Here is a 26,312-nt window from a genome sequence, read left to right as displayed (position 1 = left end):
GGGCCGGGATCAGGCCGGAGGCCGGGGCCTCACTCGGCGCCAAGGATGCCCGAAAGCTGCCCGGCGTTCCGTTCCGGCGTTCCAGGCGACCCGTATATCTGCTGGTCACGGCTGGTCCGGACGTTCCCGTATCCCGAACTGCCCGTCGCTGGTGGCGGCTGGGACAGATCTTGCCGCAGGCTCGAGCCGCCTCGGCAACGCCGGACCACCGAGGCCCCCCGCAGCACGGTCGAAGCGGCCGAAGGCTGCTGTCCGCCCGGGCGTCGACCCGATGAAAGAGCTTGGAGTGCCTCGGTGGCCTTACGGATAGCGATCACCGCTGAACCGATACCTTCACACGTGTCCGCGCTGGACTACATCACCTGCCCCGCCCTTGAGCAGGGCCACCAGGTCACGCTCCACGCCCCCCTCATGTTCCGCCGCGAAGCCCGGCGACGCGGGGTGGAGTTCTCGCGCGCCGGTACGGACTGGACGTGCGATCCCGTCGTCCAGCAGGCGGCGAGCGAGGTCTGGCAGAGGTACGGAAACGCCCCCTTCAACCGGTACGTCTTCGGCCACCTCTGGCCCGAACAGGCCGAGGCGAAGGCCCATGATCTGCTGACCGCGTGGACACAGGAGCGGCCCGATCTGGTGATAGCCGAGTGCAGCGACCTCGGCGCGCACCTCGCGGCGAGGGCCCTGCAACTGCCCCTGCTCGCCGGGGACAACGGCCTCGGCCCGGTGCTCCTGGATCTCTGGGAAACCGACATCGCGCCCGCGCTGCTTCCCCTCTACAAGCAGCACGAGCAGGACACACCCACGCTCCCCCCGATGCTCACCCCCGCGCCGGTCCACTGGTTCTACGAGACGCCCCCGCCCTCGGCGCGCGCGGTCCGACGCATCGTCGCGGACTTCCGCACCGTCCTCCCCGAGTGGCCGGCCCGTGCCCCCTCCTTCCGCCCGTCGCGCCCGCTCGTCTACGTGAGCCTCGGCACGCTGACCACCGCGATGTCCGGTCTGCGGACCGCCGTCGGGAACGTGTACCGGGAGATCATGGCCGCACTCCGCGGCATCGACTGCGACGCGATCGTGTCCGCGGGAGACCTCGCGCAGCACCTGCCGCGCACGAGCCCCCGCATCGAGGTCGTCGAGCACGCCCCGCAGCCCGCGCTCCTGCACCGGGCCGACGTGTTCGTGACGCACGGCGGCCGGGCGTCCCTGCTCGACGCGGTGCAGGGCACAACGCCCGTCCTGGGCCTGGGTGTGCTGGCGGATCAGCCCGACAACACCGCCGCGTTCACCCGCAGCGGCCTGGGCCGGGCACTGGACGTCACGGCGGGACGGGACGAGATCGCCGACGCGCTGACGGCGCTCCTGGGAGCCTCGCGCTACGGGGCCGCCATGAGCGCGGCCAGTGCCGAGCTGTCTCAGCTGCCGCCCCTGGACCTCATGGAAATCCGGGACAGCCTCTAGCGGTGTCCGCACGGTGCGGTCCGCCGCCACAGGCGTGGGGTGTCGGAGGCCGTCCGGCAGGTCGGATGGCGAACTCCGACAATGGGTGCCAACTCCTTTTCGGTGCACTGATTTTGGCGAGGTCAGCACCGAAATACCGGGGGCCGGCAGGCAGACGCCTGCCGGCCCCCTCCGTCGCGCGGAGCGACCGGAACGCCCCGGGGTGCGGCCCCCCTCACGGGAGGAAGGGGCCGCACCGTGGAGGCGCCGGGGTCAGCGGACGTTGACGGCGGCCCAGGCCTTGCCGACCGTCTTGTACTCCTTGCTCCGCTTGCCGTAGAGGTCGGCGGCGGCCTTCAGCGTCGCCTTGCGGGCACCCTTGTAGTTGGTCGTGGAGACCATGTAGCGGGTCAGCGCCCGGTACCAGATCTTCGACGCCTTGCTGTTGCCGATGCCGGTGACCTTGGAAGAGCCGCGGTAGATCGGGCTGTTGTAGGTGATGCCCTTGATCTTCTTCTTGCCGCTGCCCTCACTGGCCAGGTAGAACCAGTGGTTGCCCACGCCGGAGGAGTGGTGCACGTCCTCCTGGCCGACCCGGGAACTCCAGTAGTTCTTGGAGGCCCCGTCGAGGGACGGCTTGTCGAAGCGGCGCAGCCACGGCGGGGTGGACTGGTCGCTGAAGAGGTAGTCCGGCTTGTCGTAGCGGTTCTTGGCGTGCCACTCCACCATGGTGCCGAGGATGTCGCTGGTGGCCTCGTTGAGGCCGCCGGACTCACCGCTGTAGCGCAGGTTGGCGGTGGCGCTGGTGACGCCGTGGGTCATCTCGTGGCCCATGGTGTCCAGGTCGACCTGCTCGGGGTCGTTGGACCCGTTGCCGTCACCCGACATCATGCAGAAGCATGCGTCGTCCCAGGCGGCGTTGTCCCACTTGGTGCCCACGTGGACCAGGACGGTGGCGCCCTTGCCGTCGTTCTTGATGCCCCGACGGTTGAACGTCTTCTTGTAGTAGTCCCACGTCATGGCCGTGTTGGCGTGGGCGTCCACCGCCGCGGTGGCGCGGTTGGTGGAGAACTTCTTGCCGTCGCCCCAGTCGTTGTCGGCGTCGGTGAAGAGCTTGCCGGTGGAGGCGTTCACCGAGTCGGCGTCGGCATTGCGCGCGTCCTTGGTGACGGTGCCGCGCTTCGGGTCCTTCAGCGCGTAGCGGCCGTTGGACTGCCGGGTGGTGTCCAGACGGACCTTCCCGGTGTACTCCGAGCGGCCGATGCCGGAACGATTCGCCTGGTGCTTGGCGTCGTAGGTCTCGATCTGCCGGCCGGTGGCGGCATCGGTGACCACGACCTTGCCCGCGGGCTCGCCGTGGGCTCCGGAGCCGCTGACCGTGGTCTGCCAGGCGAGCCGCGGGGCGCCCTCGGCGGCCCAGACGACGAGCACCGGCTTGGAGGTGGCGTTGCGGACACCGTCGGCGCGCTTCAGCGCGTTCGACGCGGTGTTCTTGGGCGAGACGGCGGGAGAGACGGACTTCACCGCCACCTTCCCCTCGCTCGCCCGGGTGCTGCCCTGGTAGGCGCCGGTGCTGGACTGGTGCACCACCAAGTCACCGCCGACGACCGGCAGTCCGCGGTAGGTGCGGTCGAAGCGGACGTGCTGGGTGCCGTCGGAGTCGATGACGACGTCCTTGACCTTGAGCTCCTGGCCCTTGCCGAAGCCGAACGCGGCTGCGTTCCGGGCCACGTTCGCCTCGGCGTGGGTGATGGCGCTGTCCCGACCGGACTGCGCGGCTGCTTCGGCGGCCTGCAACGGCTGCGCCGAAGCGGATCCGGCAAGTCCGGCGGCGACCATGGCCGCCGTGGCCGTGAGCGCCGCCGCGGTGATGCGACGGCGCTGCGGGGAGGCAGATATCACTCGGTCTCCTCGTGGGGGATGACGAAATGTCAGTAAGAACGAAGAGAGAATGACCGTCACATGAAAGAAGTTGAACTGTTTTTACCGAATGATTGCCTCTTGATCATGGCAAGCGGCCTGATGAAGGGATGTGACACACCTTTTCCGGCACCTCCCCGAGAACCTCTGGCTTGCGGCAAATGCCGCCCTGACCAGGGCTGTTGAGGGCAGCTCCGACGAGGAGGACGGATCCGCCGAGGTATGCCGTGACCTTCGACACGTTGCGGTCGACGGCCGGCGGGTTACCGGTGGGCACCGTCGCGGGAACCGCGCGGTTGCCACAGTGCGGACGAACGATCGCTCACTCCTGGGTGAGGACCGCCGGGAACGCCCGCAGGTTGCCTGCCGAGGTCATACGGGAGAGGCCGTTCCGGATATCCCCGCCACCGGGGCGGGACGGCCGGAGGCCCTTGCGTGCTGACGCCGACGTTCCTCCCCCGCGTCAGGGCGAGTTCAGGGCCTCTTCTTCGGGAGCCCTTTCGGTGGGCCTTCGCCGGAAGGGCTCACCGCACCGGGGGATGAGACCCACGGTGTGTGGCGGACACGGACGAGAGAGCAAGCGCGGCGGCCTACCGTGAGCAGGCGCCGGGACACCGTCAGGGCGCCCCGGTGACGGCAGGGTCGGCACGGGCGGAGGCGGCCTCCCTCCACCGAGCGACCCCCGGGCTTCCCCGGCAGGACGACAAAGCCGTGCGCCCGGCGGGGCGGAGGGGACGCGCGGGAGCGAACCCGGCGCGTGCCACGCGCCCGTACCGGGCGACGGCAGACAGTACGGAGCACCGGCCCCGGGGGCCGGCCGACGCGTCAGGCGGGCCGCGGCCCCGCGCCGAGGTGGCGGCAGGGGCTGCTCGACGTCTCGGGGATGCGCAGCCGGTGCATGAGACCGCGCGTGGCCCTGCGGTGCAGCACGGTGCACCAGGAGATTCCGGGATGGCGTGCCCGCAGGCTGGACATGGCCCGGGTGCCCAGACCGCCGGTCCGGAGCGCGCCGGAGAACTCCGCCGCTGTGATCACTCCGGTGGAGCAGTGCTCACAGAGCCGGTAGGTGAGGTTGCCGATCACGCATCGGCCGTGCACCAGCAGCAGGCACCGGGCGTCCTCGGGAGAGGGGGCCGGGGACGCGACGATGTCGACGTCGCGGTAGGCGAGCAGCCTCCGCCGCCAGCGTCCGGTACGACGCGTCGGGCGGCGATGCCGTCCCGGTCCGTCCGGTCCCGCGCGCAGGGCGGAGTGCACAGGATTCTTCGTCGGAGAAACGGTGTATCCAGGCATAGCCCCCGAGTACCCGACATCACCGCCGCTACGCGGCAGAAGACGCAGAACGCCAGGGCGTGCCGGAGGTGTTCCGCGCATGCGACCGGATCCACACGCCCCGCGCATCGCGCCAGGTCAGCGGCGCGCAAGGCGCACAGCAAGGCGACCGGCGGCGCTCCGCGGCGCGTACTGCGCGCCCTGGTTCCTTCCGGGAGGAGGTCCGGTGCCCACGGTGGCCTCCCGGGCACGTAAGGTCTTCTCCGGCCGACCGCTGACACCACGGGCGGCCTTCCCCACGTACCCGACCTCAGGGAGCACTCCCCCATGCCGGCCGACGATCGTCCCCAGGCGCCGATCTACGACAGCCTCGTCCAGGAACACGGTGACGTCCTCACCGAGGCCCGCCAGACCATGCAGCAGGTGAAGCGGGAGACGGAGGAGGCCCTCGACTTCAGCGACCTGCGCCGCCGGAACGGGATCCCGGGCAGAACCGCGGGATAGCCCGACAGCTCCGGGCGGCCCGGCGACGGGCCGCCGGTGTACGCCACCCCTCCGGGTGATGCTGTCGCGCCGCGTCCGCGGGGCCACTTCGCCCGGAGCGCACCTTTCCCTCGCTTTCGCCCGACACGTCCGATCCGCTGCTTCCGGTGCGGCTCGTGGAGCGTGCGGCGGACGCCCCCACTGTCCCGAGGATGACCGGCACGCCGACCGCGCTCCGGCCGACGGAGCGACGCAGCCACCCCTCGCCCCCTCCACCCGCTCACCGGTCCCGGACGACGGACCCCGGGCGACGGACGACGGACCGCCCCGAAGGAAGCTGCACCTCGTCGATACACGCGCGCCGGGCCCGTGCGGCTGCTCCGGACCCGTTCCCCCGGGAGAGAACGCACTGTCCGATTGCCGCCGGTGCCCGTCTGGGACGGCGGGCCAGCATGAGCACATGACGACGAGCTATGAGATCCGGGCGATTCCCCGGGATGTGCTGCGGCAGTTGCGCGACCGGGACGACTCCGGAAACCCTCCCCGGCTGCTGACCGAGGACGCGGAGGGCGGCAATCCGCTCCGCTGCTGCTTCGGGCGGACCGAGCCCGGCGAGCCGATCGCGCTGGTCTCCTACGCGCCGCTGCGGCGCTGGGCCGCGGAGACCGGCGCGGACCCGGGACCGTACGACGAGACGGGTCCGGTGTTCATCCACATCGACGACTGCGGCGGGCCCGCCGGGGCCGGCTTCCCGCAGGCCCTGTGCGGTGACCGCCGCGTGCTGCGGGCCTACGCCGCGGACGGCCGCATTCTGGGCGGCCGTTACAAGGAGCCCCAGGGCTCTGCTCCGGCCCGGTCGGCGGCCGGGCGCGCCGCCCTCGAGAAGGAGCTGGGCGAGCTGTACTCCGACCCCGAGGTCGCCGCGGTCCACCTGCGCGCCGTCGAGTTCGGCTGCTTCCTGCTGGAGACCCGCCGGAAGGAAGCCGCCACGAACGGCAGTCGCCCCCACTAGTTGTACTGACCGGAGACGTTGATTGAGAGCAGGGCGTTCCGCTCGGCAGTCACGAGGCCGGGGTTGAGTGCCTTTCAACCAGGTCTCTGGCGAGCTGACTGATGCGTTCGCGGGCTGTCTCTGGGGTGAGTATCTCGATGTGGTCGCCGAACTGGAGGAGCTGACGCACTGACTCGATGTCGGGGTAGCGGACGACGACCGTGCACCAGCCGTTTTCCGCGTCGGAGACGTCGTGGATGCGGTTGCCGAGGATGCGCCGCGCCAGGTCGAGTCCATTTTCTGGCAGGCGGACGGTCACGCTCACGCGACCTTGCCCCTCGGTGCGTTCCTTCAACGCGGCCCATCTGGTGCGGAGGGTTTCGCTTGGTCGGAGAGCAGCTGGCGCGTCGAGTTGTTCGTAGGACGAGAGTCGTTCCAGAGCGAACAGCCGACCGTTCCCCTGGTCATCGGCGATGAGATACCAGCGACCGGATTTCGCGACGATCCCGTACGGGTCGACCACCCGCGTTGAGGCCTGATTCTCGGCGCTGCGCCGGTATTGGATTCGCAGCCGGCGGCGGTGTCGCAGTGCCGAGGCCAGATCCGATACGTCGACCCCTGCCTCTGAGTCAGCAAACCACGCGGTGCTGTCTACCAGCACCAGGTCCGCCAGTTGCAGCAGGCTCGGCGATCCAGGTGCTGCAGCCTGCCGAGCGGCGATCTTGCGCGCGGCCGACTCCCACACCGCAGACAGACCCATACGCTCAAGTTGCGCGCTGTCCAAACCGGCTACGGAGAGTGCCTCCAGCTCTGATGGTTCCAGATGCGATGCGTTGAGCCGTGCACTGGGGAGCAAGACGATCCCGCCGTTGCGCCCGCGTTCGGCATAGACAGGCACACCTGCTGTCGAGAGCGCCTCGACATCCCGCAGCACGGTCCGCCGAGACACTTCCAGACGTCCGGCGAGCTCGGTGGTGGTGATGCGATGACGGGTCTGCAGGAGCAGCAAGAGATGCAACAGCCTCGAAGCCTTCATACTGACCAACCTTTGCAGAAAAGGTGACAGGCTCTGTCGCGATGCGGCGGTCAACTGGAGCAGTACCGAGAATTCAACGATCTGAGGAGCGCACCATGCCCGCACCCAACCTGTTCCTGATCGGCGTCCGCGACGCCGGGACCGCTACCGCCTTCTACAGCGACCTGTTCGAGATCGAACCGACCTTCATCAGTCCCCACTACGTAGCTTTCGAGGTTGCCCCCGGCGTCCTGTTCGCGCTGTGGACGGGCTACAGCGAGCATGCGGTCCCGAGCACCCCTCGAACGAGCGAAGTCGGACTGATGGTCCCAGGAGGAGCGACCGCGATTGACGAGATCTTCACGAGCTGGGTCTCGAAGGGAGTCCATGTCGCGGAGGAGCCACACGACGCTGTCTTCGGTCGCACGTTCGTCATCACGGACCCCGACGGCAACCTCATCCGGGTCTCCCCGGTGGACTGATCTTCACGCCCTCTACCCACACTTCTGGTTGTCGAAGGGCCGCCCGCACCCGATGGTCGGCCCTTCAGGCTGTCCAGGAACTCGAACATGTCACATCCGAACGCCTAGTCAGGGTCGGGGAGGCGGCCCCGCCACGGTACCGGGTCGCGGCAGGAGCCATGCCTCTCCGGCAGAGCCCCCCCTGGAGGACTGAAGGTGGACCGGCCTGGTGGGCCGTGAATCGGATTGAGGCGTGCGAGGGTGCGACGGTGTCGCCCGACGGTGACTGGCCCCGTCGTGCCGGCGGTTCACTTGGACTCGGCGATATCCCCTGCGGGGTTGCGCAGCACGAGTGTCATCACGGATCCAGCCGCCAGTGTCACCGCCGCCATGGCCATCGCGACATGCGAGTCGCCGTCATGCAGCAGCCACGCCCAGGGTTCGGGCCGACCGCCCGCTCTCCATCCAGCGGCGGCACAGATCAGGGGTACTGCGGCCAGAGAGGCGCCCGCGAGCCGGTAGCCGATCAGGGGGTGCAGGATCAGAGCCAGGCCGATGTAGCCGGCGATGTTCCTGCCCAGCACCATGGCGATGCCGGTGGAGACGGCCAGTTGGCAGATCATCGCCGCCAGCAGGCTCACGGCAGCTGTGGATACCGCCAGGACCACGTCCCAGCGGCGCAGCGGGCGAGATGCGACGCTCTCGGTTCGGAGATCGCCGCGTCCCGTCCCGTACAGCAGCAGCACGGCTGGGGCCAGGGTGATCAGGTGCCCCACAAGGAACTCACCCGACTGCCCGGCAAGAGCGGGAATGGGCAGCTGGGAGTTCCCGATCAGCAGGCCCACGGCCAGAGTCGCCGCAACCACGGCGGTCAGGGTGGGCACGGCGCGAAGTTTCAGCCACCAGATCATGAGGAGCCCTCTGCAATCCGCAGCTGCGGCTGTGTCCCGCACGACCGCATGGCTGTCACATTGCGCTGAAACCACGCCACCTGGGCGGCCCGCGGCTGCCTCAGGACCTGCTGGGCCAGCGCCGCATCCGGTTGTCCGAATCTGCCCGCGACGGCCGACACCGGTTCACCGGCGGTGGTGTGGAGCCAGGCTGCCACAGGGCCGAGGGCATGGCCGGCCGGATACGGTGCTCCGTTGAGCGCACACGCGGGCGGCTCCGGGAGAAGTCCGGAAGCAACGCCTCCAGGGATGTCGCCGGGCTGGGGGTTGCTCGGGATTCCGAGCTTCGCCGCCCCCGCTCCGGGGTGCGCGGCCATCGTCAGCGTCCCTGGAACGCGGACGCCGGCCTGTTCCAGTCGCCCTACCGCCTTGTGAGTCTCGCGCTGGACCATGGCCCGGTCGTCCAGTTCCGGCCACAGGCAGATCCTGGGCCGGCCGCCGCCCTGACAGATCAGGGCATCATCGGCTCGCGCCCGTACCGGCTCCGGACCAAGGTCCTTGGCGATGTACGCAGCGAGACCGAAGCCGACGGTCATGAGAGCTACTGCCATGGCCAGGGCACCCGAACGGCCTCGGAAGTGGATGACGGCGATGGCCGCAAGGCAGACCGCCGTCGCGAATACCCCGGCACTCCACAACGCGCGGGGATCAACCGTCGCGTCAACGGAGCAGCAACTGTCCAGTCCGCCTCCGACGAGGTGCCGCAGCCAGAAGACGCTCCATGCGGAGGGGTAGGCGTTGAAGAAGAAACCACCGATCAGGGCGAGCGGCGCGGCCAGGACGCCGGGGATGACCCGGCCGACGAGGTAGCCGGCCAAGGTGTTGGCCACCAGCACCCCACCCGCCACGAGCAGGATGCCGAGGTGCGGGAGGCCGGAGCCGACATCCGCGGCGGCCGCGGAGATGACGAGAGCGGCCAGCATGCCCAGCAGACCCAACGCTGCTACCGGCAGGAGCAGGGGGAGGGTGACGGCCAGCGGGCCCCGGACCGGAGCCTGGTCGAAGACCCGCCCCCTGCGGAGCCTGGCGCCCTCCCATGCTGCCGTGCCCGCACATGCGGCGCTGACGAAAGGCAGCGCGAAGGTTGCCCTCCCGGTGGCGGATGGCCAGTAGTGGGCGGTGCCCCAGGCCGACAGGTCGTCTCCGAGCGCGACGAAGACGAAGCCGAGGAGGAAGGGCAGCAGGAACGTCGCCGAGGACGAACGGATCACCGTGCGCAACAGCATGATCAGGCCTCCCGGCTGACGAGCTGGGTGTATGCGGCCTCGGCCTGCTCGCGGGGGGAGGTGACGTCGCGTGCCAGTGCGTGGAACTGCAGGGTGCTCCCCTGGAAGCGGATGTGTCCCCGGTCGAGCACCACCACCTCCTCATAGAGATCGGCGAGGTCTTCCGTCTGGTGCGTGGAGACGACGACCTGTACCGAGTCGGTGAGCTCCTCCACCAGCGAACGGAAGACCGCCCGTTGCTGCGGATCCAGCCCCGCTGTCGGCTCGTCCATGAGGATGACCTCGCTGCGGTGGGTCAAGGCTCCGGCGATGCCCATGCGGCGGAGCTGTCCGCCGGACACCTGATGGCTCTTTCTGCCGGCGAGCTCACTCAGGCCGACCTGGGCAATCGCCCGCCCGGACGCCTCCCAGGCCACCGCACGGGACAGGCCCTTCAGCCAGCCCGCGTAGGCGACTTGCTCGCGCACCGTCAGCCCCGGCACCGGCGTGATCTGCTGCGGGATCCAGGCCACAGCTCCGCGATACCGCGCTCGGCCGCGCCGACCGGCCGGCCGCAGGTCGCGCCACGCGACCGAGCCGTCATCCGGCCTCAGCTGCGTGGCAGCGAGGGCCATCAAGGTGGACTTGCCCGCACCGTTGGGGCCCAGCAGGACAGAGGAGCGGCCGGCGATATGTAAGTCGAACCCGTCGAACACCTCCGTCTTCCTGCCGTAGCGGAAGGTGAGATCACTGAAAACAAGAGCCATGTCAGAAACACAATCTGCCGCACTCAGCGCCAGAGGCGGCTTGTCGTAGGCGAGTTGGTGGCTGAATGCCACTCGGGCAGACGGAGGCAGGCGAGCTCGCCTCCCCCGGACGGCACGGTCATGACAGCCCTAGGGCCGGGCGTCGAAGCGGTGCTGGAGCGAGCCGTCCGGGCCGAAGACGTCCATCAAGTACCCCTTCCGCAGCGGGAGGCCCCGCTCACGGGCGAGGAACCTGGTGATCGAGTCGTTCAGTGCGTCGAAGGTCGCGGCGCTCTCGTCCGCGTCGCGCATCCGCACGATCAGCAGCGGCGCGCCACCGGGGCCGTCGTGCAGCTCGATCCCGTAGACGTCCCGGAGTCCGCCGGCGTTCCGGTAGCGCTGGGCGAGCCGGGCCGCGTCCGTTGAGGCGGCTGTGGTGGTGGCCGTGGGGCCGGGGGTGGCGACGGGCTTGTCGGAGCGGGTCGCGCTGTCGGCCGTGCAGCCTGACAACAGGGCGAGGGCTCCGGCACAGACCAGCCCGACTGAACGGGTATATAACCTCATCACACCATTCTCGCCGACTCGTGATCGCACCGTGGACACGCGGAGCCCGCCGGCCACCGGTGCCCGGCCGGGATCGTGCCCGGCCCCCACATTCCCGACTCCGGGTCCGTCGCGCCACCGTCGAAGGCCCGGGCCTGCGGCCTCGACAGCGCGTGGCGGACGCCTTGGGACCGGACCCGGTACCGGGGGGGGGCTGCGGGGTGGACGAAAAACTGGCCTGCGATCACCGCGCCGAGACAATGGGAAGGTCCAGGGGGAGGGAGCGTGCATGGCCGTGTTCGCGTGTGCGGGGTGCGGCGCCGTACTGACCGCCCCCGTGTCGCGGGTCGCGCTTCCCGTGCACGCCCGTCGGAGTTACGGGCACGGTCTGCTCCCCGCGCTGATGGAACCGGGGACCTATGCCGTCGACCCGGAGCCGTCCGGGCCGCCGTGGCGCGGGTGGAGCGAGATCGGCGCCGAGGAGGCAGCGGCCCGTGGCGTGTTCGCGCCGGTCCGCAGCCTGTCCTTCGCCGCACCGGGAGCGATCGCCGTCGCGCCGGGCGACATCCGCGAGGTCGCCCTGATCCCCGAACGGTGCGACGGCTACTGCCTGGGGCTCGACGGGCGGGACGGGCCGAACCTGGCCTGTGTGCACTGCGGTCGGGCCGTGGCGACCCGCATCGACGACTGCTCGTACTGGCAGGCGGTGTGGCTCGCCCCGGGCGCCGTGCGCCGCCTCCCCGCCGGCCCGGACCGCCCGACGGTCGCCTGGGAGGCGCTGGCTGAGGAATGGGAGGACACGCCGCCGGTCGAACCGTCCGGGGCGTGGAGTCCGGGGTGGGCGGCGGCGGTCGGGACGTCCCTGGCCCACCTGGTGGCCGCTTCGGCCGGCGCACCGGTGGCGGTACCCCCCGGGCTGCCGGCGGAGATGTTCGGCCCCGCACTCGACGTGCTGCTCCCGCCGGGGCGGCCCGCGCGGCGCGCGGTCCTGGCCGGGCCCGCCCGGCCGGCGTCCGGCCCAGCCCCCGACATCGCGCTGGTGCCGCGCCAGCCGCAGACGGGACAGGTGTGGCAGCCACCCGGCACCACCACCGCCGTGCCGCTGGCGGCCGATGTGTGGCTGCATCTGACCTTCCCCCGCGCACGGTTGCCCGTTCCCGTGACGGGTGGACTGCCCGACGGCGTGCTCCGGGACGATCCGCTGCCCCTGCATCCCTGGGAACCGTTCCGGCCCGACCGGGAAGCCTTCCTGCACACCCTGGCCCGGCTGCCCGCGGTGCGTCAGCCATGGCTGCGGGAGGTGTACGACCGGGTGCGGGAGCGGCCGTACGGCCGTCCCTTCTGAAGGGTCCATGCGCCATGAGCGCCCGATGAGGCCGCGTGGTCAGGTGCCCTGCGTCGCAGGGCAACTGAGAGCCCCCGTGCATCCGTCCGGCCGGCAGCCGCACAGCACCCCGGGATCATGACGGACCGGCGGCGAGTACCGCCGGGAGCAGGACTTCGCTCATGGCGTCGAGCCCACGTCCCGGACCCCGGGATCCGCCGTGTCCGGCCGCGTGCCCCGGCCGCCTTCGATGATGGGGGTCAGGCCGTCGAGGAGCGCCTCGAGACCGAAGGTGAAGAGGGCGTCGAGACGCAAGTCGTACCCCTCGTCGAAGGACCCGACCACCTTGGCGAAGGCGGGAAAGCGGCCGGATGCCATCAGGTCCTCGAAGTCGGAGGCCCGGCTGTCCATCCACTGGTCCTCCGACTGGCCCGTGGCGGCCTCGGCGTGGGCCTCCCGCTCCAGATGGACCGCGAGGCCCTGCACATGGCTGTAGATCAGTACGTGGATGTCGAACAGCCTGGTGGGGTCCAGGCCGTGGCCGTCGAGAGCGCTCAGCATCCATTCGCCGTGGGCTATGAGACGGGGCAAGGGCAACGGGCGGGTGAGGGAACCGAGCTGGGCCAGCCACGGGTGCAGGCGGTAGAGGGTCCAGAAGGTCCGGGCGCCCAGTTCGACGCGGGCGCGCCAGCCCTCGGGCGGATCGTCGGGGTAGCTCTCCTCGCCGAACGCCGTGTCGGCCATGTGCAGGACGAGATCGTCCTTGCTGGGGACGTACCGGTAGAGCGACATGGCGGCGACGCCGAGCCGGGTGGCGACCCCGCGCATGGAGAGTGCCGACAGCCCTTCGGCATCGGCGATGTCGACGGCCGCGCGGACGATCCGGTCGAGGGTGAGCTCCGGTTCGGGGGCCGGGGCGGGTGAGGCGGGTCTGCGGGGCGGGGCGACGGGGGCATCTGCTGCGACGACCGTGCCGGCCCGGGGGCGGGCCTCGACCAGGCCCTCCAGGCGCAGGGTGGTCAGCGCCTTGGTGGCGGTGGCGAGCGCGACGCCCCAGTCCGCGGCGATCCGCCGGGTCGAGGGGACCCGGTCCCCGGGGGCCAGGTCGCCGTCGAGAATGCGTCGCCGGATGTCGTCGGCGATGCGCCGATAGGGCGGCGGGCCGGATGGCCCTGTGTGCTCCGTCACGTCGTGCCGCCTTCCTGTCCTGTACTAGCGCAGAGGTTAGCAGCGGAGACGTCGGTCCGCCCTCAACTGCCCTAGTACAGATGCCCCATTGGGCCAGTTGAAGCGGGTGCGCGTACGCCATACGTTCAGGGCGCGTACAGCGTATTGGAGGATTCACCGTGCAGACCGTTCTCATCTCCGGCGGCGGCATCGCCGGGCCCGTGCTCGCCCACTGGCTCCACCGCCGTGGTTTCCGGGTCACCGTCGTCGAACGCGCCCCGGCTCCCCGCCCCGGCGGTCAGGCGGTGGACGTGCGCGGCGTCGCGCTCGACGTGCTCGACCGGATGGGCCTGCTGGACCGGGCGCGACGCGTCCGCACGCGGATGCGCGGCATGTCGGTCCTCGGACCCGACGGCCACGAGATCGATCGCTCCACCGAGGCGACGTTCAGCAGCGGCCGGCTCGACAGCGACGACATCGAGCTGCTGCGCGAGGACCTGGTGCGGATGGTGCACGAGCACACGCGCGCCGGTGTCGAGTACCTCTTCGGCGACAGCGTCACCGCACTCGACGAGGACGGGCTCGGCGTGCACGTCGGGTTCGCCCACGCGGCCTCCCGCAGGTTCGGCCTCGTGATCGGGGCCGACGGGCTGCACTCGACCGTCCGGCGGCTGGCCTTCGGCTCCGAGGAGCACTTCGCCCGTCACCTGGGCAGCTACCTCTCGGTGTTCGGCGCGGACAACTTCCTCGGCCTGGAGGACTGGCAGCTGTGGCTGCGGGACGGCGATGCGGGCTTCGGCATCATGCCCGTGCGCGGCAACACCGAACTCAGGATCGCCTTCGGCTTCGAGTCGGCTCCCCTGGCCCCGGAGCTCCGCGACAACGGCGCTCTCCGGGACCGTGTTGCCGGCAGGCTCGCGTCCTTGAGGTGGGAGGGCGCCCGTCTCGCCGAGGCCGCCCGTGACGCGCCCGACTTCTACTGCGACGCCATGGCCCAGATCAGGATGGAGCACTGGTCGCGGGGCAGGGTGGCGCTGCTCGGTGACGCCGGCTACTGCCCCTCCCCACTGTCGGGGCAGGGCACCAGCCTGGCGCTGGTGGGCGCTTACGTACTGGCCGACTGCCTCGCCGACGCACCCGGCGACCACCGTGCCGCGTACTCCCGTTACGAGCGGCGGATGCGTGACTTCGTCTCCCTCAACCAGGCGCTGGCCGTGGAGAATTTCGGCGGCCCCGCCTCCGAGGCGTCCGTGGAACACGCCAAGAACGCTCTGACACTGGACCGTTGGGACGCGGAGGGCTGACGACGGGCGCGGGGCCGTGCCCTTGCGGGGCGAACGCCTCCCAGCCGCGCGCATGGCCGACCGGCGGGAGGCCGGCCACGGGGGCAGACAGGAGTGGGGTGCGGGCCGGCGGCACTCCGCACACACCCGCACCCCACTCCCGGTCCGTCGGTTCGGCCCGGGCCGGCCCGTCGGGACCGTCGGCTCAGCCGAGGTCGACGAGCAGGTCTCCGCCCTCCACCTGCTGAATCGTGTTGATGGCGAGGCGGGAGACCGTGCCGGCCTTAGGCGCCGCGATGGTGGCTTCCATCTTCATCGCCTCGATGGTCGCCACGGTGGCGCCGGCCTCCACCCGGTCGCCCTCGGAGACCGTCAGGGTCACCACACCGGCGAACGGCGCGGCGACGTGGCCCGGGTTGGACTTGTCGGCCTTCTCCGTCGCCGGGATGTCCGACGCCGCCGAGGTGTCCCGCACCTGGATCGGCCGCATCTGGCCGTTCAGGCTCGACATCACGGTGCGCATGCCGCGCTCGTCGGCGTCGCCGATGGCCTCCAGCTCGATCAGCAGCCGCACACCGGGGTCGAGGTCGACCGTGTACTCCTGCTGCGGGCGCAGACCGTAGAAGAAGTCCTTGCTGTCCAGCACGCTGGTGTCGCCGAAGGCCTCGCGGTGTGCCTCGAACTCCTTGGTGGGGCCGGGGAACAGCAGCCGGTTGAGGGTCCTGCGGCGGTCCGTGTCCAGCTGCTCGCGGTCCTCCGCGGAGAGCTCCTCCGGCGTCGGCTTGGCGGCACTGCGGCCTTCCAGGGCCTTGCTGCGGAACGGCTCGGGCCACCCGCCGGGCGGAGTGCCCAGTTCGCCGTGGAGGAAGCCGATGACCGAGTCCGGGATGTCGAACCGGTTGGGCTCGGCCTCGAAGTCCTCCGGCGAGACCCCGGCACCGACCAGGTGCAGCGCGAGGTCACCGACGACCTTCGAGGAGGGGGTGACCTTCACCAGGTGGCCGAGGATGCGGTCCGCGGCGGTGTACATGGCTTCGATGTCCTCGAAGCGGTCGCCGAGGCCGAGCGCGATGGCCTGGGTGCGCAGGTTGGAGAGCTGGCCGCCGGGGATCTCGTGGTGGTACACCCGCCCGGTCGGGGAGGCGAGACCGGCCTCGAAGGGGGCGTAGATCTTGCGGACGGCCTCCCAGTACGGCTCGATGGCGCCGATCGCCTGGAGGTCCAGCCCGGTGGGCCGTTCGGAGTGGTCGGTGGCGGCCACGATCGCCGACAGCGACGGCTGGGAGGTGGTGCCGGCCATGGAGGCGACGGCTCCGTCCACCGCGTCCGCGCCGGCCTGGATGGCCGCGAGGTAGGTGGCGAGCTGGCCGCCCGCGGTGTCGTGGGTGTGGATGTGCACCGGGAGGTCGAACTCCCGGCGCAGGGCGGACACCAGGGTGGCCGCGGCGGGGGCACGCAGCAGTCCGGCCATGTCCTTGATCGCGAGCACATGGGCGCCCGCGTCGACGATCTTCTCGGCCAGCTTGAGGTAGTAGTCGAGCGTGTACAGCGACTCCGACGGGTCGGACAGGTCGGAGGTGTAGCAGAGGGCGACCTCGGCGACGGCCGATCCGGTCTCCCGGACGGCGTCGATCGCGGGGCGCATCTGCCCGACGTCGTTGAGGGCGTCGAAGATCCGGAAGATGTCGATCCCGGTGGACGTGGCCTCCTGGACGAAGGCGTTCGTCACCTCGGTGGGGTACGGCGTGTAGCCCACGGTGTTGCGGCCGCGCAGCAGCATCTGCAGGCAGATGTTGGGGACGGCCTCGCGCAGGGCGGCCAGCCGCTCCCAGGGGTCCTCGGCGAGGAACCGCAGGGCGACGTCGTAGGTGGCGCCGCCCCAGCACTCCAGGGACAGCAGCTCCGGCGTGGTCCGGGCGACGACCGGGGCCACGGCGAGCAGGTCCTTGGTGCGGACGCGGGTGGCGAGCAGCGACTGGTGGGCGTCCCGGAAGGTGGTGTCGGTGACGCCGATGGTGGGCGACTCGCGCAGGTGGCGGGCGAATCCGTCCGGGCCGAGCTCCACGAGCTTCTGCCGCGAGCCGGCCGGCGGCTCACCGGCGGACAGCGCCGGCAGCTTGCTGCGGGCGTCGACCAGCCGGGGCCGCTCACCGTGCGGCTTGTTGACCGTGACGTCGGCGAGGTAGGTGAGCAGCCGGGTGCCGCGGTCGGCGGAGTGCCGTGCGGTCAGCAGGTGCGGGCGCTGCTCGATGAAGGAGGTGGTGATCCGGCCGGCCTGGAAGTCCGGGTCGTCCAGCACGGCCTGCAGGAACGGAATGTTCGTGGACACGCCGCGGATGCGGAACTCGGCCACGGCGCGGGCGGCGCGGCCGATGGCCGTCTCGAAGTCGCGGCCCCGGCAGGTCAGCTTGACCAGCATCGAGTCGAAGTGGGCGCTGATCTCCGTACCGGCGTGGGCGGTGCCGCCGTCCAGGCGGATGCCGGAGCCGCCCGGCGAGCGGTAGGCGCTGATCATGCCGGTGTCGGGGCGGAAGCCGTTGGCCGGGTCCTCGGTGGTGATGCGGCACTGGAGCGCCGCGCCGTGGAGCCGGATGGTGTCCTGGGACAGGCCGAGGTCGCCGAGGGTCTGGCCGGCGGCGATGCGCAGCTGCGACTGCACGAGGTCCACATCGGTGATCTCCTCGGTCACCGTGTGCTCGACCTGGATGCGGGGGTTCATCTCGATGAAGACGTGCCGGCCGTCGCGGTCGAGCAGGAACTCCACGGTGCCGGCGTTGCGGTAGCCGATCTGCCGGGCGAACTTCACCGCGTCGTCGCAGATCCGGGCGCGCAGCTCCGGGTCGAGGTCGGGTGCGGGCGCCAGCTCGATGACCTTCTGGTGGCGGCGCTGCAGCGAACAGTCGCGCTCGAAGAGGTGGACGACGTTGCCCTCGCCGTCGGCGAGGATCTGCACCTCGATGTGGCGCGGCTCGACGACGGCCTTCTCCAGGAAGACCGTCGGGTCGCCGAACGCGGACTCGGCCTCGCGCGACGCCGCCTCGACGGCCTCGCGCAGCGCGCCGGGCTCCTCGACGCGGCGCATTCCGCGGCCGCCACCGCCGGCGACGGCCTTGACGAACACCGGGAAGCCGAGCTCGTCGGCGGCCCCCACCAGCTCGTCCACATCGGTCGACGGCTCGGAGGAGCCGAGCACCGGCACGCCGGCGGCGCGGGCCGCGGCGACGGCGCGGGCCTTGTTGCCGGTGAGCTCGAGGATGTCGGCGCTCGGACCGACGAAGGTGATGCCCGCCTCCTCGCACGCCCGCGCGAGGTCGGGGTTCTCGGACAGGAATCCGTATCCGGGGTAGATCGCGTCGGCACCGGCGTGGCGCGCGGCCCGGACGACCTCCTCGACGGAGAGGTAGGCCCGCACCGGGTGTCCCGGCTCGCCGATCTCGTACGCCTCGTCGGCCTTGAGCCGGTGCAGCGAGTTGCGGTCCTCGTGCGGGAACACGGCGACGGTCCTCGCCCCGAGCTCATAGCCGGCCCGGAAAGCGCGGATGGCGATCTCTCCACGGTTGGCGACCAGCACCTTGCGGAACATTGCCCGATCCCTTCTACCTGCCCCGTGCAAAACCCAAGCTTGTCGGTGACAGTACTGCCCAGGTGGCTCAAAATGCTGCCCTGATGTGATCCAGTTCTCGCGGCCGGGTGTTTCGGCCGTCCACACTTCGACCGGTTCGTTCCCCGGACGCCACACACGGTGACCGTACCCTCCCGTAGGGCTCTCACCTGGTCTCACTCCTCGGAATGCCCGGTCTCGGAATGCCCTGCCGCCGGGCCGGCGCCGTGGCCAGGGGCGGGTGCCGCCGGACCGGTACCGCCGACACCGTCCCTGGTGGCCGCCCTCCGGGGCGGGAGCGGGTCTCCTGCGGCGGCTCGGGCCGGGCGCGGCCCCGCGGCGGGAGGGGCGGCGCCAAGGGCGTGCGTGCGCCACATCCCGGCCGGGACGGGCCCGCCCCCGGGAAGGCGGCGGGAACACGGAATCGTCCCTCCGCGGCGACGCGGAACCGGATCCGTCGCGACAACCCCTGCCCCCGGGCGCGGCCGCTGCCGTCGTCCGGGTGTCACCGGCAGGCCGCCGGACGGAAACCCCGCCCCGCGCCCACACCGCGCGGACCGCGGCGCATACCGGGGAGCCCGTCCCGCCGGCCGCGAGGGCAGGACCCCGAGGCCCGGCCACGGCTCCGGGATGCTTTCGCCGTCAGATCTGACCGAATATCACCCAGAGGGTGTCCGGAAACCTGCTGTTGCATCGAAATTCGGCCACTAAAGATGATCAGGTTCAGACAGATGATCCCTGGGGGGACGGCCCGGACCGCGCCCGCCCCTTCCCGCTCCCGGGCGCCACCTGCCGTTCACTCGACTGCACTCCCCCTTGGAGGAACACATGTCCCCCCGCAACCCCGGGTCCCCGCTGAGCCGCCGCGGTCTGCTCCGCGCCGGCGGCGGCCTCGGCCTCGCCGCCCTCGGACTCGGCCACGGCGCCGCCGCGGCGTCCGCCGCCGTCCCGGCCTCCGCCCGGTTCGACCTGACGCAGCCGTCCTACGACCTGTTCCGCGGCAAGACGCTGCACGACGACACCGTGCAGCAGAGCTTCGCCTTCGACCAGGTCAACAAGCGCCTCTTCGTGGCCCAGTTGCGCAACGGCAGCGGCCAGGACGAGCTCGGCAACCTCTGCGTCACCCAGCTCGACTTCGCCGGCGACCAGGTCTCGTACATGCACCTCTCCGGGTTCGGGCACGGTGTGGCCTTCGGCGTCGAGCCGAGCGGCACCGACAGTTACCTGTGGACCGAGGTCGACGCCAACACGGGCGGCTACGGGACCCGGCTGGCCCGCTTCAAGTTCGTGAAGGGCGGCTCGCTGTCCAACACCTCCACCGCGATCCGGAAGTTCGCCCCGATCGCGGGCGCGACGGAGTACACCTGCTCCATCGACCCGGTCCACAACAACCTGGTCACCCGCTACCACAAGGACGGGGTCAAGCACATCGCCGTCTACGACCTCGCCGCGGCGTCGGCGGGGACCTTCGGCACCCCGAAGGTGAACTTCCCGCAGCCCGCGCTGCCCACCAAGTCCCCGAAGTTCCAGGGCTACACGGCGTACGGCCAGTACCTGTACTGCCTGACGGGCACCGACTACGTCACCAACGGCAATGTGGTCGACTCGGAGATCACGAGCGTCGATCTCAACACCGGGAAGATCAAGGAGGGTCCGGTGCTGACGAAGGCGGGCGAGTCCCTGTCCTTCCGCGAGGCCGAGGGCATGGCGGTCTACCGCACGGACTCCGGTGAGGCCCGGCTGTTCCTCGGCTTCGCCTCCGGCGACCCGGGCGACCGGCGCTCGAACATCTTCTACAAGAACGCGCTGGTCTGAGCCGGCCGCACCTCCCGGTGCGCGGAACCCGGGGCCACCCGGTTCCGCGCACCGGGGCGCGCCGCGGGCCGCAGCGGTCGCCTCAGGGCGCCGTGGCGGCCACCCGCCGGACCTCGGTGCCCTCGATCGTGACCCCGGGCGCCGTCCAGTCGACGGCGGGCGGGGTCGCCGCACGGGCCTGCTCCTCGCTCTCGAACAGCACCACCGAGAGCCCGCGGCCGTCGACCGGCTCCATCCAGTACCCGGCGATGAAGCCGGGCGCCGAGCGCACGCTCGGCATGATGTCCTCCATCAGCGCGGCGGCGGCCACCGGTGCCAGCACCGGTTCGATCGTCAGCGTCACGAGTACAGCGTGCATACGGCCTCTCCGTCTCCGCGGGCTCCCGGCGCCGTCGGCCGCCCGCGGCCGGGCACCGGCCCGGTGTCCGGCTGACATCCTCCACCGGGGCGGGGCAGTTGCCCCCTGCGTCGCTGCGCCGACCCGTCGTCATCACCTGTTCGCCGCAGGAACGGCCGGGCAATCCGCCGCAGGAACGGCCGGGGCAGCGGGACCCGCCGCCGACCGGGGTGCTGCCCACAGCCGTGCGTCACCGCTCGCCGTCGCCGCACCGACGGTCGGCCCACGCGGGGGCGACAGCGGTGAGCATCAGCACCGCGGTGACCGCGAACGCCCAGGGGTACCCGGTCCGGCCCGCGAGCGCTGCGAATCCGACGGCTCCGATGCCCATGCCCGCGTCGTAGGCGAGGTTCCACAGCGCGCTGACGGTGCCGTAGCCCGTCGTGGAGACCCGGGCGTACATCAGGGTGAGCGTGGCGTTCTGGACGGCGCCGAAGCCGACGCCGAACAGGGCGACGCCCGCCACGACCGCGACCGGACTGTGCGTCAGCGCCAGGACGCCCATACCGCCCGCCGACAGCAGCAGGCCGGGGAGGACCAGCCCGGCCGCCCCGTGCCGGTCGCCGCGGCGGCCCGCCCACCAGCGGGCCAGCGTGGTGGCCGGGGGCTGCACGAAGAGCGCGACGGCGACGAGTCCCGCGAACTGCCGCGGGACGGCGAGCGGGAGGAAGGTGACGACGATTCCGGCCGCCGGCGCGGCGGTGGCGAACACCAGGGCCGGCCGGACGAGTCCTCCGGTGCGCAGGCCGGCGAGCATCCCGAGCGGCGGCCCCGCCGCCGGATCGCGGTCGGGCAGCCCCGGCACCGTGGCGATCGCGGCCAGGGCCGCCACCGCCCCGGCGACCGCGACCGGGGTGTATCCCACGTGCAGCGCGAGCCATACGCCCAACGGCAGGGCGAGCACCGACGGCACCCCCGACACCACACCGACCAGCGCCAGCCCCTCGCCCCGGCGCTCGGCCGGAATGAGTGACGCGGTCAGGGCGCCCCCGGCGACGACGGTCAACGCGAAGCCCAGACCGCGCACCAGACAGACCGTCACGATCCAGGCCGTGCTCCCGGAGACCGTGAGGACCAGCGCCGGCGCGCCGAGCAGGACCAGCCCCGCCGCGAGCGTCACCCGGTAGCCCCAGCGGGCGACCAGCCGCGGTGCGGCGAGTTCGCCCACGACCGTGGACAGCATCAGCGCTCCCATGGCGGACCCCGCCGTGCCGCCTCCTCCGCCGGAAGCCGCCGCGTACAGGGGGACGACGGACAGCAGCAGGTAGAAGCTGGTCGACGCCCCCAGGATGCTCACGAAACGCAGCAGCAACGCCCGCGACAGCAGCGGCGGCCGCGCCCCGGAGACGGCGGGCACGGGTGGTGGTGAGCTCATCGGTGCGGTCATGCGACGCACGCTAGGTCCGGACCGGATCACCGGTAAGGTCCAGTTCCATGCCGCTGCAGTGGTCCGGTGGGCCGCCCGACCTGTTGCTGACCGTCGACCGGGAGAGCCGCGAACCGCTGCGGGCCCAGCTGGAAGGCCGGCTGCGGGACGCCATCCGGTCCGGACGGCTCGGGACGGGTGACCGGCTCCCGTCCTCCCATGCCCTCGCCCGCGGCCTCGGGCTGTCCCGCGGCCTGGTGCAGGAGTGCTACGCCCAGCTCCGGGCCGAGGGCTATCTGGTGACGCGGGTCGGCGCCGACACCCGGATCGCGGCCGGGGCGTTCGTGCCCCCGGGCCCGACGAGCGCCCCCGCGGCACCCGAACCTCTGACGGCGGACTTCCGCTGGGGCGTCCCCGATCTGCGGGGCTTCCCGCGCACCGACTGGCTGTGGGCGCTGCGCGAGGCGGCGCGGACCTTGCCGACGGCAGCGCTGGACTACGGCGATCCGCGCGGCGAGGCCCAGCTGCGCGAGGTGCTGGCGGGCTATCTGCGGCGGGTGCGGGCAGCCGCGGCGGACCCGCACCGGATGGTGATCTGTTCCGGCTATGCCCAGGGGCTCGGGCTCGCGCTGCGCGCCCTGGCCGGGACGGGCATCGGCACCGTGGCCCACGAGGACCCGGGCTCCCCCGCCGCCGTGGCCGCCGCGGCGGGCTGGGCGGGCCTGACAACGGTCCCGGTGCCGGTGGACGAGCAGGGCATCGACGTCCGGGCACTGGAGGCGACCGGTGCCCGCGCCGTCGTCGTGACCCCGGCCCACCAGTGGCCCACCGGTGTGGCCCTCTCCCCCGAGCGGCGGCTCGCGCTGCTGGACTGGGCGGTGCGGCGGGACGCGCTGATCATCGAGGACGACTACGACGCCGAGTTCCGCTACGACCGGGAGCCGGTGGGCGCGCTGCAGGGACTGGCGGCGGACCGGGTGATCGCCATCGGGACCGTCAGCAAGTCCCTGGCCCCGGCGCTGCGCATCGGCTGGCTGCTCTGCCCACCCGCACTCGCGGCGCCGGTGGTCGAGAGCAAGCGGGTGAACGACCGCGGCTCTCCCGCCCTCGACCAGCTGGCGCTGGCGCGCCTGGTCGAGTCCGGGCGCTTCGACCGCCACCTGCGCCGGATGCGGACGACCTACGCGGCCCGGCGCACCGCGCTGCTGGCGGCACTCGCCGAGCACGCCCCGGACGTCGAGGTGACCGGGCTCGCGGCCGGCTTCCACGCGGTCGCCCGCCTCGGCGGCCACCACGACGAACGGTCCGTCGTCGCCGCGGCGCGGGACCGGAACGTCGGCCTCTACGGCATGAGCGCCTGCCGCTCCGCCCCGCCGCGGGACCGGTACGGCTGGTGCTGGGGTTCGGCAACGTCGGCGAACGGGCCATCACGGCCGGGATCGCGGCGGTGGCCGATGTGCTGACCCGGGGAGCGCCGGAGTGACCGTCTCCCTGGGGGCCGGCCGGCGCCTCGTCCGGACGGCGCTGCCGGGCGGGCCGTTCACCGCGCCGGGGAACCCCCGCCCCGGGCCCGCCCCTCCGCCCGTTCCAGCCAGTCGAGATACCAGTCGGCGAAGCTCACGCGGCTGCCGTCCGGTCTCTCCCGCGGCACGATCCACTCGCCCACGGCACGCACGTCGTCCCAGACGGTGCCCCGCTCCGGTCCGCTGACGACGAGCAACGTGTAGTAGCCGCAGCCCTGGTGGCCGAGCATGACCGTCCCGTGGTCGGCCCGGTCGTGCATCTCGTCGAGGACGAGCCGCTCGTAGTCGGCCCAGGCCTGCTGGAAGGCCGCGTCGTCGGCGAAGTCGGCACGCTCCGGCTCGGGCGGTTCGTCCACCACGGGGACGAACGGCACCGCGGCCTCGGCGGCGCGCGCGCCGTCGAACCGTTGGACGGGGAAGAGCCCGTAGTCGGGACCCGCTCCCCCGGCGGCCACCTCCAGCAGGAAGCACCGGTAGTCCTCGGGCAGGCGGACGCCCATGGCCCGCTCGCCGGCCGCCAGCACGTCCTCCGTGAGCGGGGGCCGCAGCAGGAAACCGTGGCCGCTCCGGTCCGGGTCGGCGCCGAACACCTGGCGCGCGCCCGGTGCTTCACGCAGGGCGAGCACGCGCTCCCGTACGCCCGTCCACAATCCGGTCATGCTCCCCGGTCCCTTCGGTAAGCGGCCCCGTCACGCGCTTCGGGGGCGAAGTCGACATGGATGGCCGGCAGGTAGGCAGGTAGGCAGGTAGGCAGGTAGGCAGGTAGGCAGGTGCGGAACGTCCGTACGGGCGGCGGGTGTTCACGGCGGCGGCACCGCATCCATGGACGCGTCGGCTGCCCGAGGCCCCCTTCCGGAACCGCCGGCTCCCGGCTACCAGAGGGTCTTGAGACAGAGGCTCGTCGTGCCGCCCTTGCCGTACTTGAGGTCCGCGTAGTACTCGCCGTCGGCGCACTTCTCGCCCTGCTCGTCCAGGCTGCGGCTCACCTTGTACTCCGCCTGCGGCGCCCCGCAGTCGGTGATCCGCAGGTCCTGGTCCTTCCAGTCGCCCTCGTTCCGCACGCAGTCGCCGACGGTCAGCGTCTCGGCCCGCTCGACGCCCCCGTCCGGACTCCCGTCCCCGGCCACCGCACCGATGACGATCAGCACGGGGATCGCCACGAGGAGGAGGAGCATCGGAACGAGGAACAGCAGGGCCTGGGGCCGGCGCGTCAGAGGCTTGCCGGGGTCCAGGGAGGGCCGGAAGCCGCCGGCCGGGGGCGCCAGCCTCGCCAGGGCGGAGCGCGGCCCGAGGAGGTTCATCAGCAGGGTGATCGGCGTGAAGATGGTGGAGAGCGGACTCCACCACCCCGCGACCAGGGTGTTGGCCGACATGTCGCGGAGCGTGGCCAGCCCGCAGTTCCGGCAGAACGGCCCCGTCGTCTTCAGGAACCGCATGATGACGACCATGCCCTGGTGACCGCGCACGGTGGCCTGGACCGCGGGCTGCGCACCGCAGAACCGGCAGCCGGGCGCGCCGCCGGGGTACGGCGCGGGCTGCGGAGCGTACGGGTACGCGTGCGGCCCGGCGAACGCCGGTCCCCCCGGCTGTCCCTGGGGGTACCCGGGTGCACCCACGTGCGGCGGGGTGCCCCAGCCGCCGTGCTGCGGCGGGTACGGCGCGCCGGGCTGCGGTGGGGGCGGCGCGCCGTGCTGCGGCGGGTACGGCGCGCCGGGCTGCGGTGGGGGCGGCTGGGCGTACGGGTTCGAGCCGTGCGGTGGCGGCGGGCTGGCCACGGTGGTTCCCCCTCGGTTCGCGCGCGGCACCCGGATGCGGTGACGCCGGAGCACCTTAACCAAGGGCCCGGCGACGGGGTTCGTGGGGGCGCACTGTCGGGAGGGGACGGGGCACGGAGCCCCGGGCTCAGCTCACCGTCGGCGTCGCCCGAGTCCGTGTCGGTCTCGATGTCGTTACGCCAGTTCTTGTCGCCGCAGATCTGCTGAGTCGCCGCCGTTCCGAAGGACCGGAGCCGAGCAGCGTGATGGGTGTGTCCGAGAGGTTGACGAGACCGTTCTGCGACGTCTCGTTGTGGTTCTCGGAGCGCTGGTTGCAGTCGTTCACGTCGGCGTCCCGGTGCTTGTGGGCCTTGTGGGCGTCATGGGCCGAGACAACGGTCCCCCCGAGCATGCTGACGCTACCGACCATGGCGGCCGTGAGAGCAGCCCTGCGAAGCTAGCGCATCACATCTCCACCTTCATGCGAGTCGACACGATCCGCGATTGATCGAGTCTCCCGTACATAGGAGATCGCCGGCCGGCCGTCCAGCACAGTCTCGCCGACAGCCCGGAAGCCGGTGCGGATCAATACCGCGCGCGACGCCGCGTTGTCGAGCGTCACAGCGGCCCGCAACGAGCTCAGGCCGTATTCCGTGGCGCCGAGTCCGCAGATCTGCCGGACCGCGGCCGTGGCCAGGCCCCGGCGGGCGGCCTTCTCCGCGATCCGGTACCCGAGCTCGGCACAACCGTCCGCCACGTCCACGAGGTTGACCCGCCCCACGATCTCGCCGGCATCTCCCACCAGGACATGGAAGAGACACCGTCCCTCGGCCTGCTCGGCGAGGAGCCCGCGGTGCCGGGCCTCGAAGTGTGCGAAGTAGTCGTCACCGCGGTCCGGTACGGAGGCGGCGAAGTACGCACGGTTCTCCTGCTCGAAGGCGAGCAGGGCCGTTGCGTGGTCGAGGCGGAGCAACTGGAGCTCGGGCATACGGGCACGGTACGCACTCCCGACCCCGGCAGACCCCTCATTATTCGGGCCGATTGTTCAAGGGCAGGGGGCCGCAC

The 26,312-nt window shown here is 71.7% G+C and carries 22 protein-coding genes; 8 read left to right on the top strand and 14 right to left on the bottom strand.

Going from position 1 to position 26,312, the window contains the following annotated elements; all coding sequences use genetic code 11:
* The first annotated feature begins 339 nt into the window (after nt 1-339).
* Nucleotides 340-1,452: a glycosyltransferase gene (locus tag AC3EQ1_RS06355; protein ID WP_432093279.1), complete on the top strand. Its 1,113-nt coding sequence runs from the start codon at nt 340-342 to the stop codon at nt 1,450-1,452.
* 252 nt (nt 1,453-1,704) lie between these two features.
* On the opposite strand, the gene AC3EQ1_RS06350 is transcribed toward AC3EQ1_RS06355, so the two are convergent.
* A complete protein-coding gene (locus AC3EQ1_RS06350; protein WP_432093364.1) occupies nt 1,705-3,270 on the bottom strand; it encodes a M4 family metallopeptidase in 1,566 nt (521 codons plus the stop codon).
* 906 nt (nt 3,271-4,176) lie between these two features.
* Nucleotides 4,177-4,644 carry a hypothetical protein gene (locus tag AC3EQ1_RS06345; protein ID WP_432093278.1) on the bottom strand — a complete coding sequence of 156 codons (468 nt, stop codon included), beginning with the start codon at nt 4,642-4,644 and terminating at the stop codon, nt 4,177-4,179.
* Nucleotides 4,645-4,950: 306 nt separating this feature from the next.
* Between AC3EQ1_RS06345 and AC3EQ1_RS06340 the strand changes: the two genes are divergently transcribed.
* On the top strand, nt 4,951-5,127 hold the full coding sequence (locus AC3EQ1_RS06340) for a hypothetical protein (protein ID WP_388858512.1): 177 nt from the start codon (nt 4,951-4,953) through the stop codon (nt 5,125-5,127).
* 439 nt (nt 5,128-5,566) lie between these two features.
* The gene (locus AC3EQ1_RS06335; protein WP_432093277.1) at nt 5,567-6,118 is read left to right on the top strand and encodes a DUF1203 domain-containing protein; all 552 of its coding nucleotides are present in this window, start codon (nt 5,567-5,569) and stop codon (nt 6,116-6,118) included.
* 49 nt (nt 6,119-6,167) lie between these two features.
* Here the strand turns inward: AC3EQ1_RS06335 and AC3EQ1_RS06330 are convergent, their stop codons facing one another.
* Nucleotides 6,168-7,133 (bottom strand): helix-turn-helix transcriptional regulator, encoded by a 966-nt coding sequence (locus AC3EQ1_RS06330; protein WP_432093276.1) that lies wholly within the window; start codon nt 7,131-7,133, stop codon nt 6,168-6,170.
* A gap of 95 nt (nt 7,134-7,228) precedes the next feature.
* Between AC3EQ1_RS06330 and AC3EQ1_RS06325 the strand changes: the two genes are divergently transcribed.
* Complete coding sequence (locus AC3EQ1_RS06325) at nt 7,229-7,594, top strand: VOC family protein (RefSeq protein WP_432093275.1); 366 nt, start codon at nt 7,229-7,231, stop codon at nt 7,592-7,594.
* 287 nt (nt 7,595-7,881) lie between these two features.
* On the opposite strand, the gene AC3EQ1_RS06320 is transcribed toward AC3EQ1_RS06325, so the two are convergent.
* The 4 genes from AC3EQ1_RS06320 to AC3EQ1_RS06305 are packed head-to-tail and all read right to left on the bottom strand — an operon-like array spanning nt 7,882 to nt 11,038.
* Nucleotides 7,882-8,439 (bottom strand): hypothetical protein, encoded by a 558-nt coding sequence (locus tag AC3EQ1_RS06320; protein WP_432093274.1) that lies wholly within the window; start codon nt 8,437-8,439, stop codon nt 7,882-7,884.
* A gap of 41 nt (nt 8,440-8,480) precedes the next feature.
* A complete protein-coding gene (locus tag AC3EQ1_RS06315) occupies nt 8,481-9,749 on the bottom strand; it encodes a DUF7224 domain-containing protein (RefSeq protein WP_432093273.1) in 1,269 nt (422 codons plus the stop codon).
* Nucleotides 9,750-9,751: 2 nt separating this feature from the next.
* Nucleotides 9,752-10,567 carry an ATP-binding cassette domain-containing protein gene (locus AC3EQ1_RS06310; RefSeq protein ID WP_432093272.1) on the bottom strand — a complete coding sequence of 272 codons (816 nt, stop codon included), beginning with the start codon at nt 10,565-10,567 and terminating at the stop codon, nt 9,752-9,754.
* 57 nt (nt 10,568-10,624) lie between these two features.
* Nucleotides 10,625-11,038, bottom strand: coding sequence for a hypothetical protein (locus tag AC3EQ1_RS06305; RefSeq protein WP_432093271.1), 414 nt, complete (start codon nt 11,036-11,038; stop codon nt 10,625-10,627).
* A gap of 268 nt (nt 11,039-11,306) precedes the next feature.
* Between AC3EQ1_RS06305 and AC3EQ1_RS06300 the strand changes: the two genes are divergently transcribed.
* Entirely contained in the window at nt 11,307-12,362 is a 1,056-nt protein-coding gene (locus AC3EQ1_RS06300) for a hypothetical protein (RefSeq protein WP_432093270.1), read from the top strand.
* A 159-nt stretch (nt 12,363-12,521) separates the two neighbouring features.
* On the opposite strand, the gene AC3EQ1_RS06295 is transcribed toward AC3EQ1_RS06300, so the two are convergent.
* Nucleotides 12,522-13,529, bottom strand: a complete 1,008-nt coding sequence (locus tag AC3EQ1_RS06295; RefSeq protein ID WP_432093269.1) for a GntR family transcriptional regulator — start codon at nt 13,527-13,529, stop codon at nt 12,522-12,524.
* Between the two features lie 158 nt (nt 13,530-13,687).
* Here AC3EQ1_RS06295 and AC3EQ1_RS06290 point away from each other — a divergent pair, with 158 nt between their 5' ends.
* Nucleotides 13,688-14,812: an FAD-dependent monooxygenase gene (locus AC3EQ1_RS06290; protein WP_432093268.1), complete on the top strand. Its 1,125-nt coding sequence runs from the start codon at nt 13,688-13,690 to the stop codon at nt 14,810-14,812.
* Between the two features lie 184 nt (nt 14,813-14,996).
* Here AC3EQ1_RS06290 and AC3EQ1_RS06285 read toward each other — a convergent pair whose 3' ends face one another.
* Entirely contained in the window at nt 14,997-18,374 is a 3,378-nt protein-coding gene (locus AC3EQ1_RS06285) for a pyruvate carboxylase (RefSeq protein WP_432093267.1), read from the bottom strand.
* 846 nt (nt 18,375-19,220) lie between these two features.
* On the opposite strand from AC3EQ1_RS06285, the gene AC3EQ1_RS06280 reads away from it, so the two are divergent.
* Nucleotides 19,221-20,207, top strand: a complete 987-nt coding sequence (locus AC3EQ1_RS06280) for a phage baseplate protein (RefSeq protein WP_432093266.1) — start codon at nt 19,221-19,223, stop codon at nt 20,205-20,207.
* A gap of 82 nt (nt 20,208-20,289) precedes the next feature.
* Here AC3EQ1_RS06280 and AC3EQ1_RS06275 read toward each other — a convergent pair whose 3' ends face one another.
* Together AC3EQ1_RS06275 and AC3EQ1_RS06270 are read right to left on the bottom strand one after the other, a co-directional pair.
* On the bottom strand, nt 20,290-20,565 hold the full coding sequence (locus AC3EQ1_RS06275; RefSeq protein ID WP_432093265.1) for a hypothetical protein: 276 nt from the start codon (nt 20,563-20,565) through the stop codon (nt 20,290-20,292).
* Between the two features lie 229 nt (nt 20,566-20,794).
* Nucleotides 20,795-21,991 carry an MFS transporter gene (locus tag AC3EQ1_RS06270; protein WP_432093264.1) on the bottom strand — a complete coding sequence of 399 codons (1,197 nt, stop codon included), beginning with the start codon at nt 21,989-21,991 and terminating at the stop codon, nt 20,795-20,797.
* A 47-nt stretch (nt 21,992-22,038) separates the two neighbouring features.
* On the opposite strand from AC3EQ1_RS06270, the gene pdxR reads away from it, so the two are divergent.
* Nucleotides 22,039-23,433, top strand: a complete 1,395-nt coding sequence (gene pdxR, locus AC3EQ1_RS06265; protein ID WP_432093263.1) for a MocR-like pyridoxine biosynthesis transcription factor PdxR — start codon at nt 22,039-22,041, stop codon at nt 23,431-23,433.
* Between the two features lie 77 nt (nt 23,434-23,510).
* On the opposite strand, the gene AC3EQ1_RS06260 is transcribed toward pdxR, so the two are convergent.
* The 3 genes from AC3EQ1_RS06260 to AC3EQ1_RS06250 form a co-directional block, all read right to left on the bottom strand.
* Nucleotides 23,511-24,152 (bottom strand): SMI1/KNR4 family protein, encoded by a 642-nt coding sequence (locus AC3EQ1_RS06260; protein ID WP_432093262.1) that lies wholly within the window; start codon nt 24,150-24,152, stop codon nt 23,511-23,513.
* A 213-nt stretch (nt 24,153-24,365) separates the two neighbouring features.
* On the bottom strand, nt 24,366-25,268 hold the full coding sequence (locus tag AC3EQ1_RS06255; RefSeq protein WP_432093261.1) for an LppU/SCO3897 family protein: 903 nt from the start codon (nt 25,266-25,268) through the stop codon (nt 24,366-24,368).
* Nucleotides 25,269-25,704: 436 nt separating this feature from the next.
* Nucleotides 25,705-26,235 (bottom strand): GNAT family N-acetyltransferase, encoded by a 531-nt coding sequence (locus AC3EQ1_RS06250; protein WP_432093260.1) that lies wholly within the window; start codon nt 26,233-26,235, stop codon nt 25,705-25,707.
* Between the last annotated feature and the right edge of the window lie 77 nt (nt 26,236-26,312).

This window comes from Streptomyces sp. bgisy100 (assembly GCF_057709105.1).
This window is presented reverse-complemented; position numbering and strand designations above follow the sequence as displayed.

What these genes read in the sequence shown, in the direction of transcription:
- AC3EQ1_RS06350 (WP_432093364.1), bottom strand. Translation starts at nt 3,270, where the DNA reads ATGGTCGCCGCCGGACTTGCCGGATCCGCTTCGGCGCAGCCGTTGCAG.
- AC3EQ1_RS06330 (WP_432093276.1), bottom strand. Translation starts at nt 7,133, where the DNA reads ATGAAGGCTTCGAGGCTGTTGCATCTCTTGCTGCTCCTGCAGACCCGT.
- AC3EQ1_RS06280 (WP_432093266.1), top strand. Translation starts at nt 19,221, where the DNA reads ATGTCCCCCCGCAACCCCGGGTCCCCGCTGAGCCGCCGCGGTCTGCTC.
- AC3EQ1_RS06335 (WP_432093277.1), top strand. Translation starts at nt 5,567, where the DNA reads ATGACGACGAGCTATGAGATCCGGGCGATTCCCCGGGATGTGCTGCGG.
- AC3EQ1_RS06305 (WP_432093271.1), bottom strand. Translation starts at nt 11,038, where the DNA reads ATGAGGTTATATACCCGTTCAGTCGGGCTGGTCTGTGCCGGAGCCCTC.
- AC3EQ1_RS06315 (WP_432093273.1), bottom strand. Translation starts at nt 9,749, where the DNA reads ATGCTGTTGCGCACGGTGATCCGTTCGTCCTCGGCGACGTTCCTGCTG.
- AC3EQ1_RS06285 (WP_432093267.1), bottom strand. Translation starts at nt 18,374, where the DNA reads ATGTTCCGCAAGGTGCTGGTCGCCAACCGTGGAGAGATCGCCATCCGC.
- AC3EQ1_RS06270 (WP_432093264.1), bottom strand. Translation starts at nt 21,991, where the DNA reads ATGACCGCACCGATGAGCTCACCACCACCCGTGCCCGCCGTCTCCGGG.
- AC3EQ1_RS06300 (WP_432093270.1), top strand. Translation starts at nt 11,307, where the DNA reads ATGGCCGTGTTCGCGTGTGCGGGGTGCGGCGCCGTACTGACCGCCCCC.
- AC3EQ1_RS06345 (WP_432093278.1), bottom strand. Translation starts at nt 4,644, where the DNA reads ATGCCTGGATACACCGTTTCTCCGACGAAGAATCCTGTGCACTCCGCC.
- AC3EQ1_RS06325 (WP_432093275.1), top strand. Translation starts at nt 7,229, where the DNA reads ATGCCCGCACCCAACCTGTTCCTGATCGGCGTCCGCGACGCCGGGACC.
- AC3EQ1_RS06250 (WP_432093260.1), bottom strand. Translation starts at nt 26,235, where the DNA reads ATGCCCGAGCTCCAGTTGCTCCGCCTCGACCACGCAACGGCCCTGCTC.
- AC3EQ1_RS06275 (WP_432093265.1), bottom strand. Translation starts at nt 20,565, where the DNA reads ATGCACGCTGTACTCGTGACGCTGACGATCGAACCGGTGCTGGCACCG.
- AC3EQ1_RS06260 (WP_432093262.1), bottom strand. Translation starts at nt 24,152, where the DNA reads ATGACCGGATTGTGGACGGGCGTACGGGAGCGCGTGCTCGCCCTGCGT.
- AC3EQ1_RS06340 (WP_388858512.1), top strand. Translation starts at nt 4,951, where the DNA reads ATGCCGGCCGACGATCGTCCCCAGGCGCCGATCTACGACAGCCTCGTC.
- pdxR (WP_432093263.1), top strand. Translation starts at nt 22,039, where the DNA reads ATGCCGCTGCAGTGGTCCGGTGGGCCGCCCGACCTGTTGCTGACCGTC.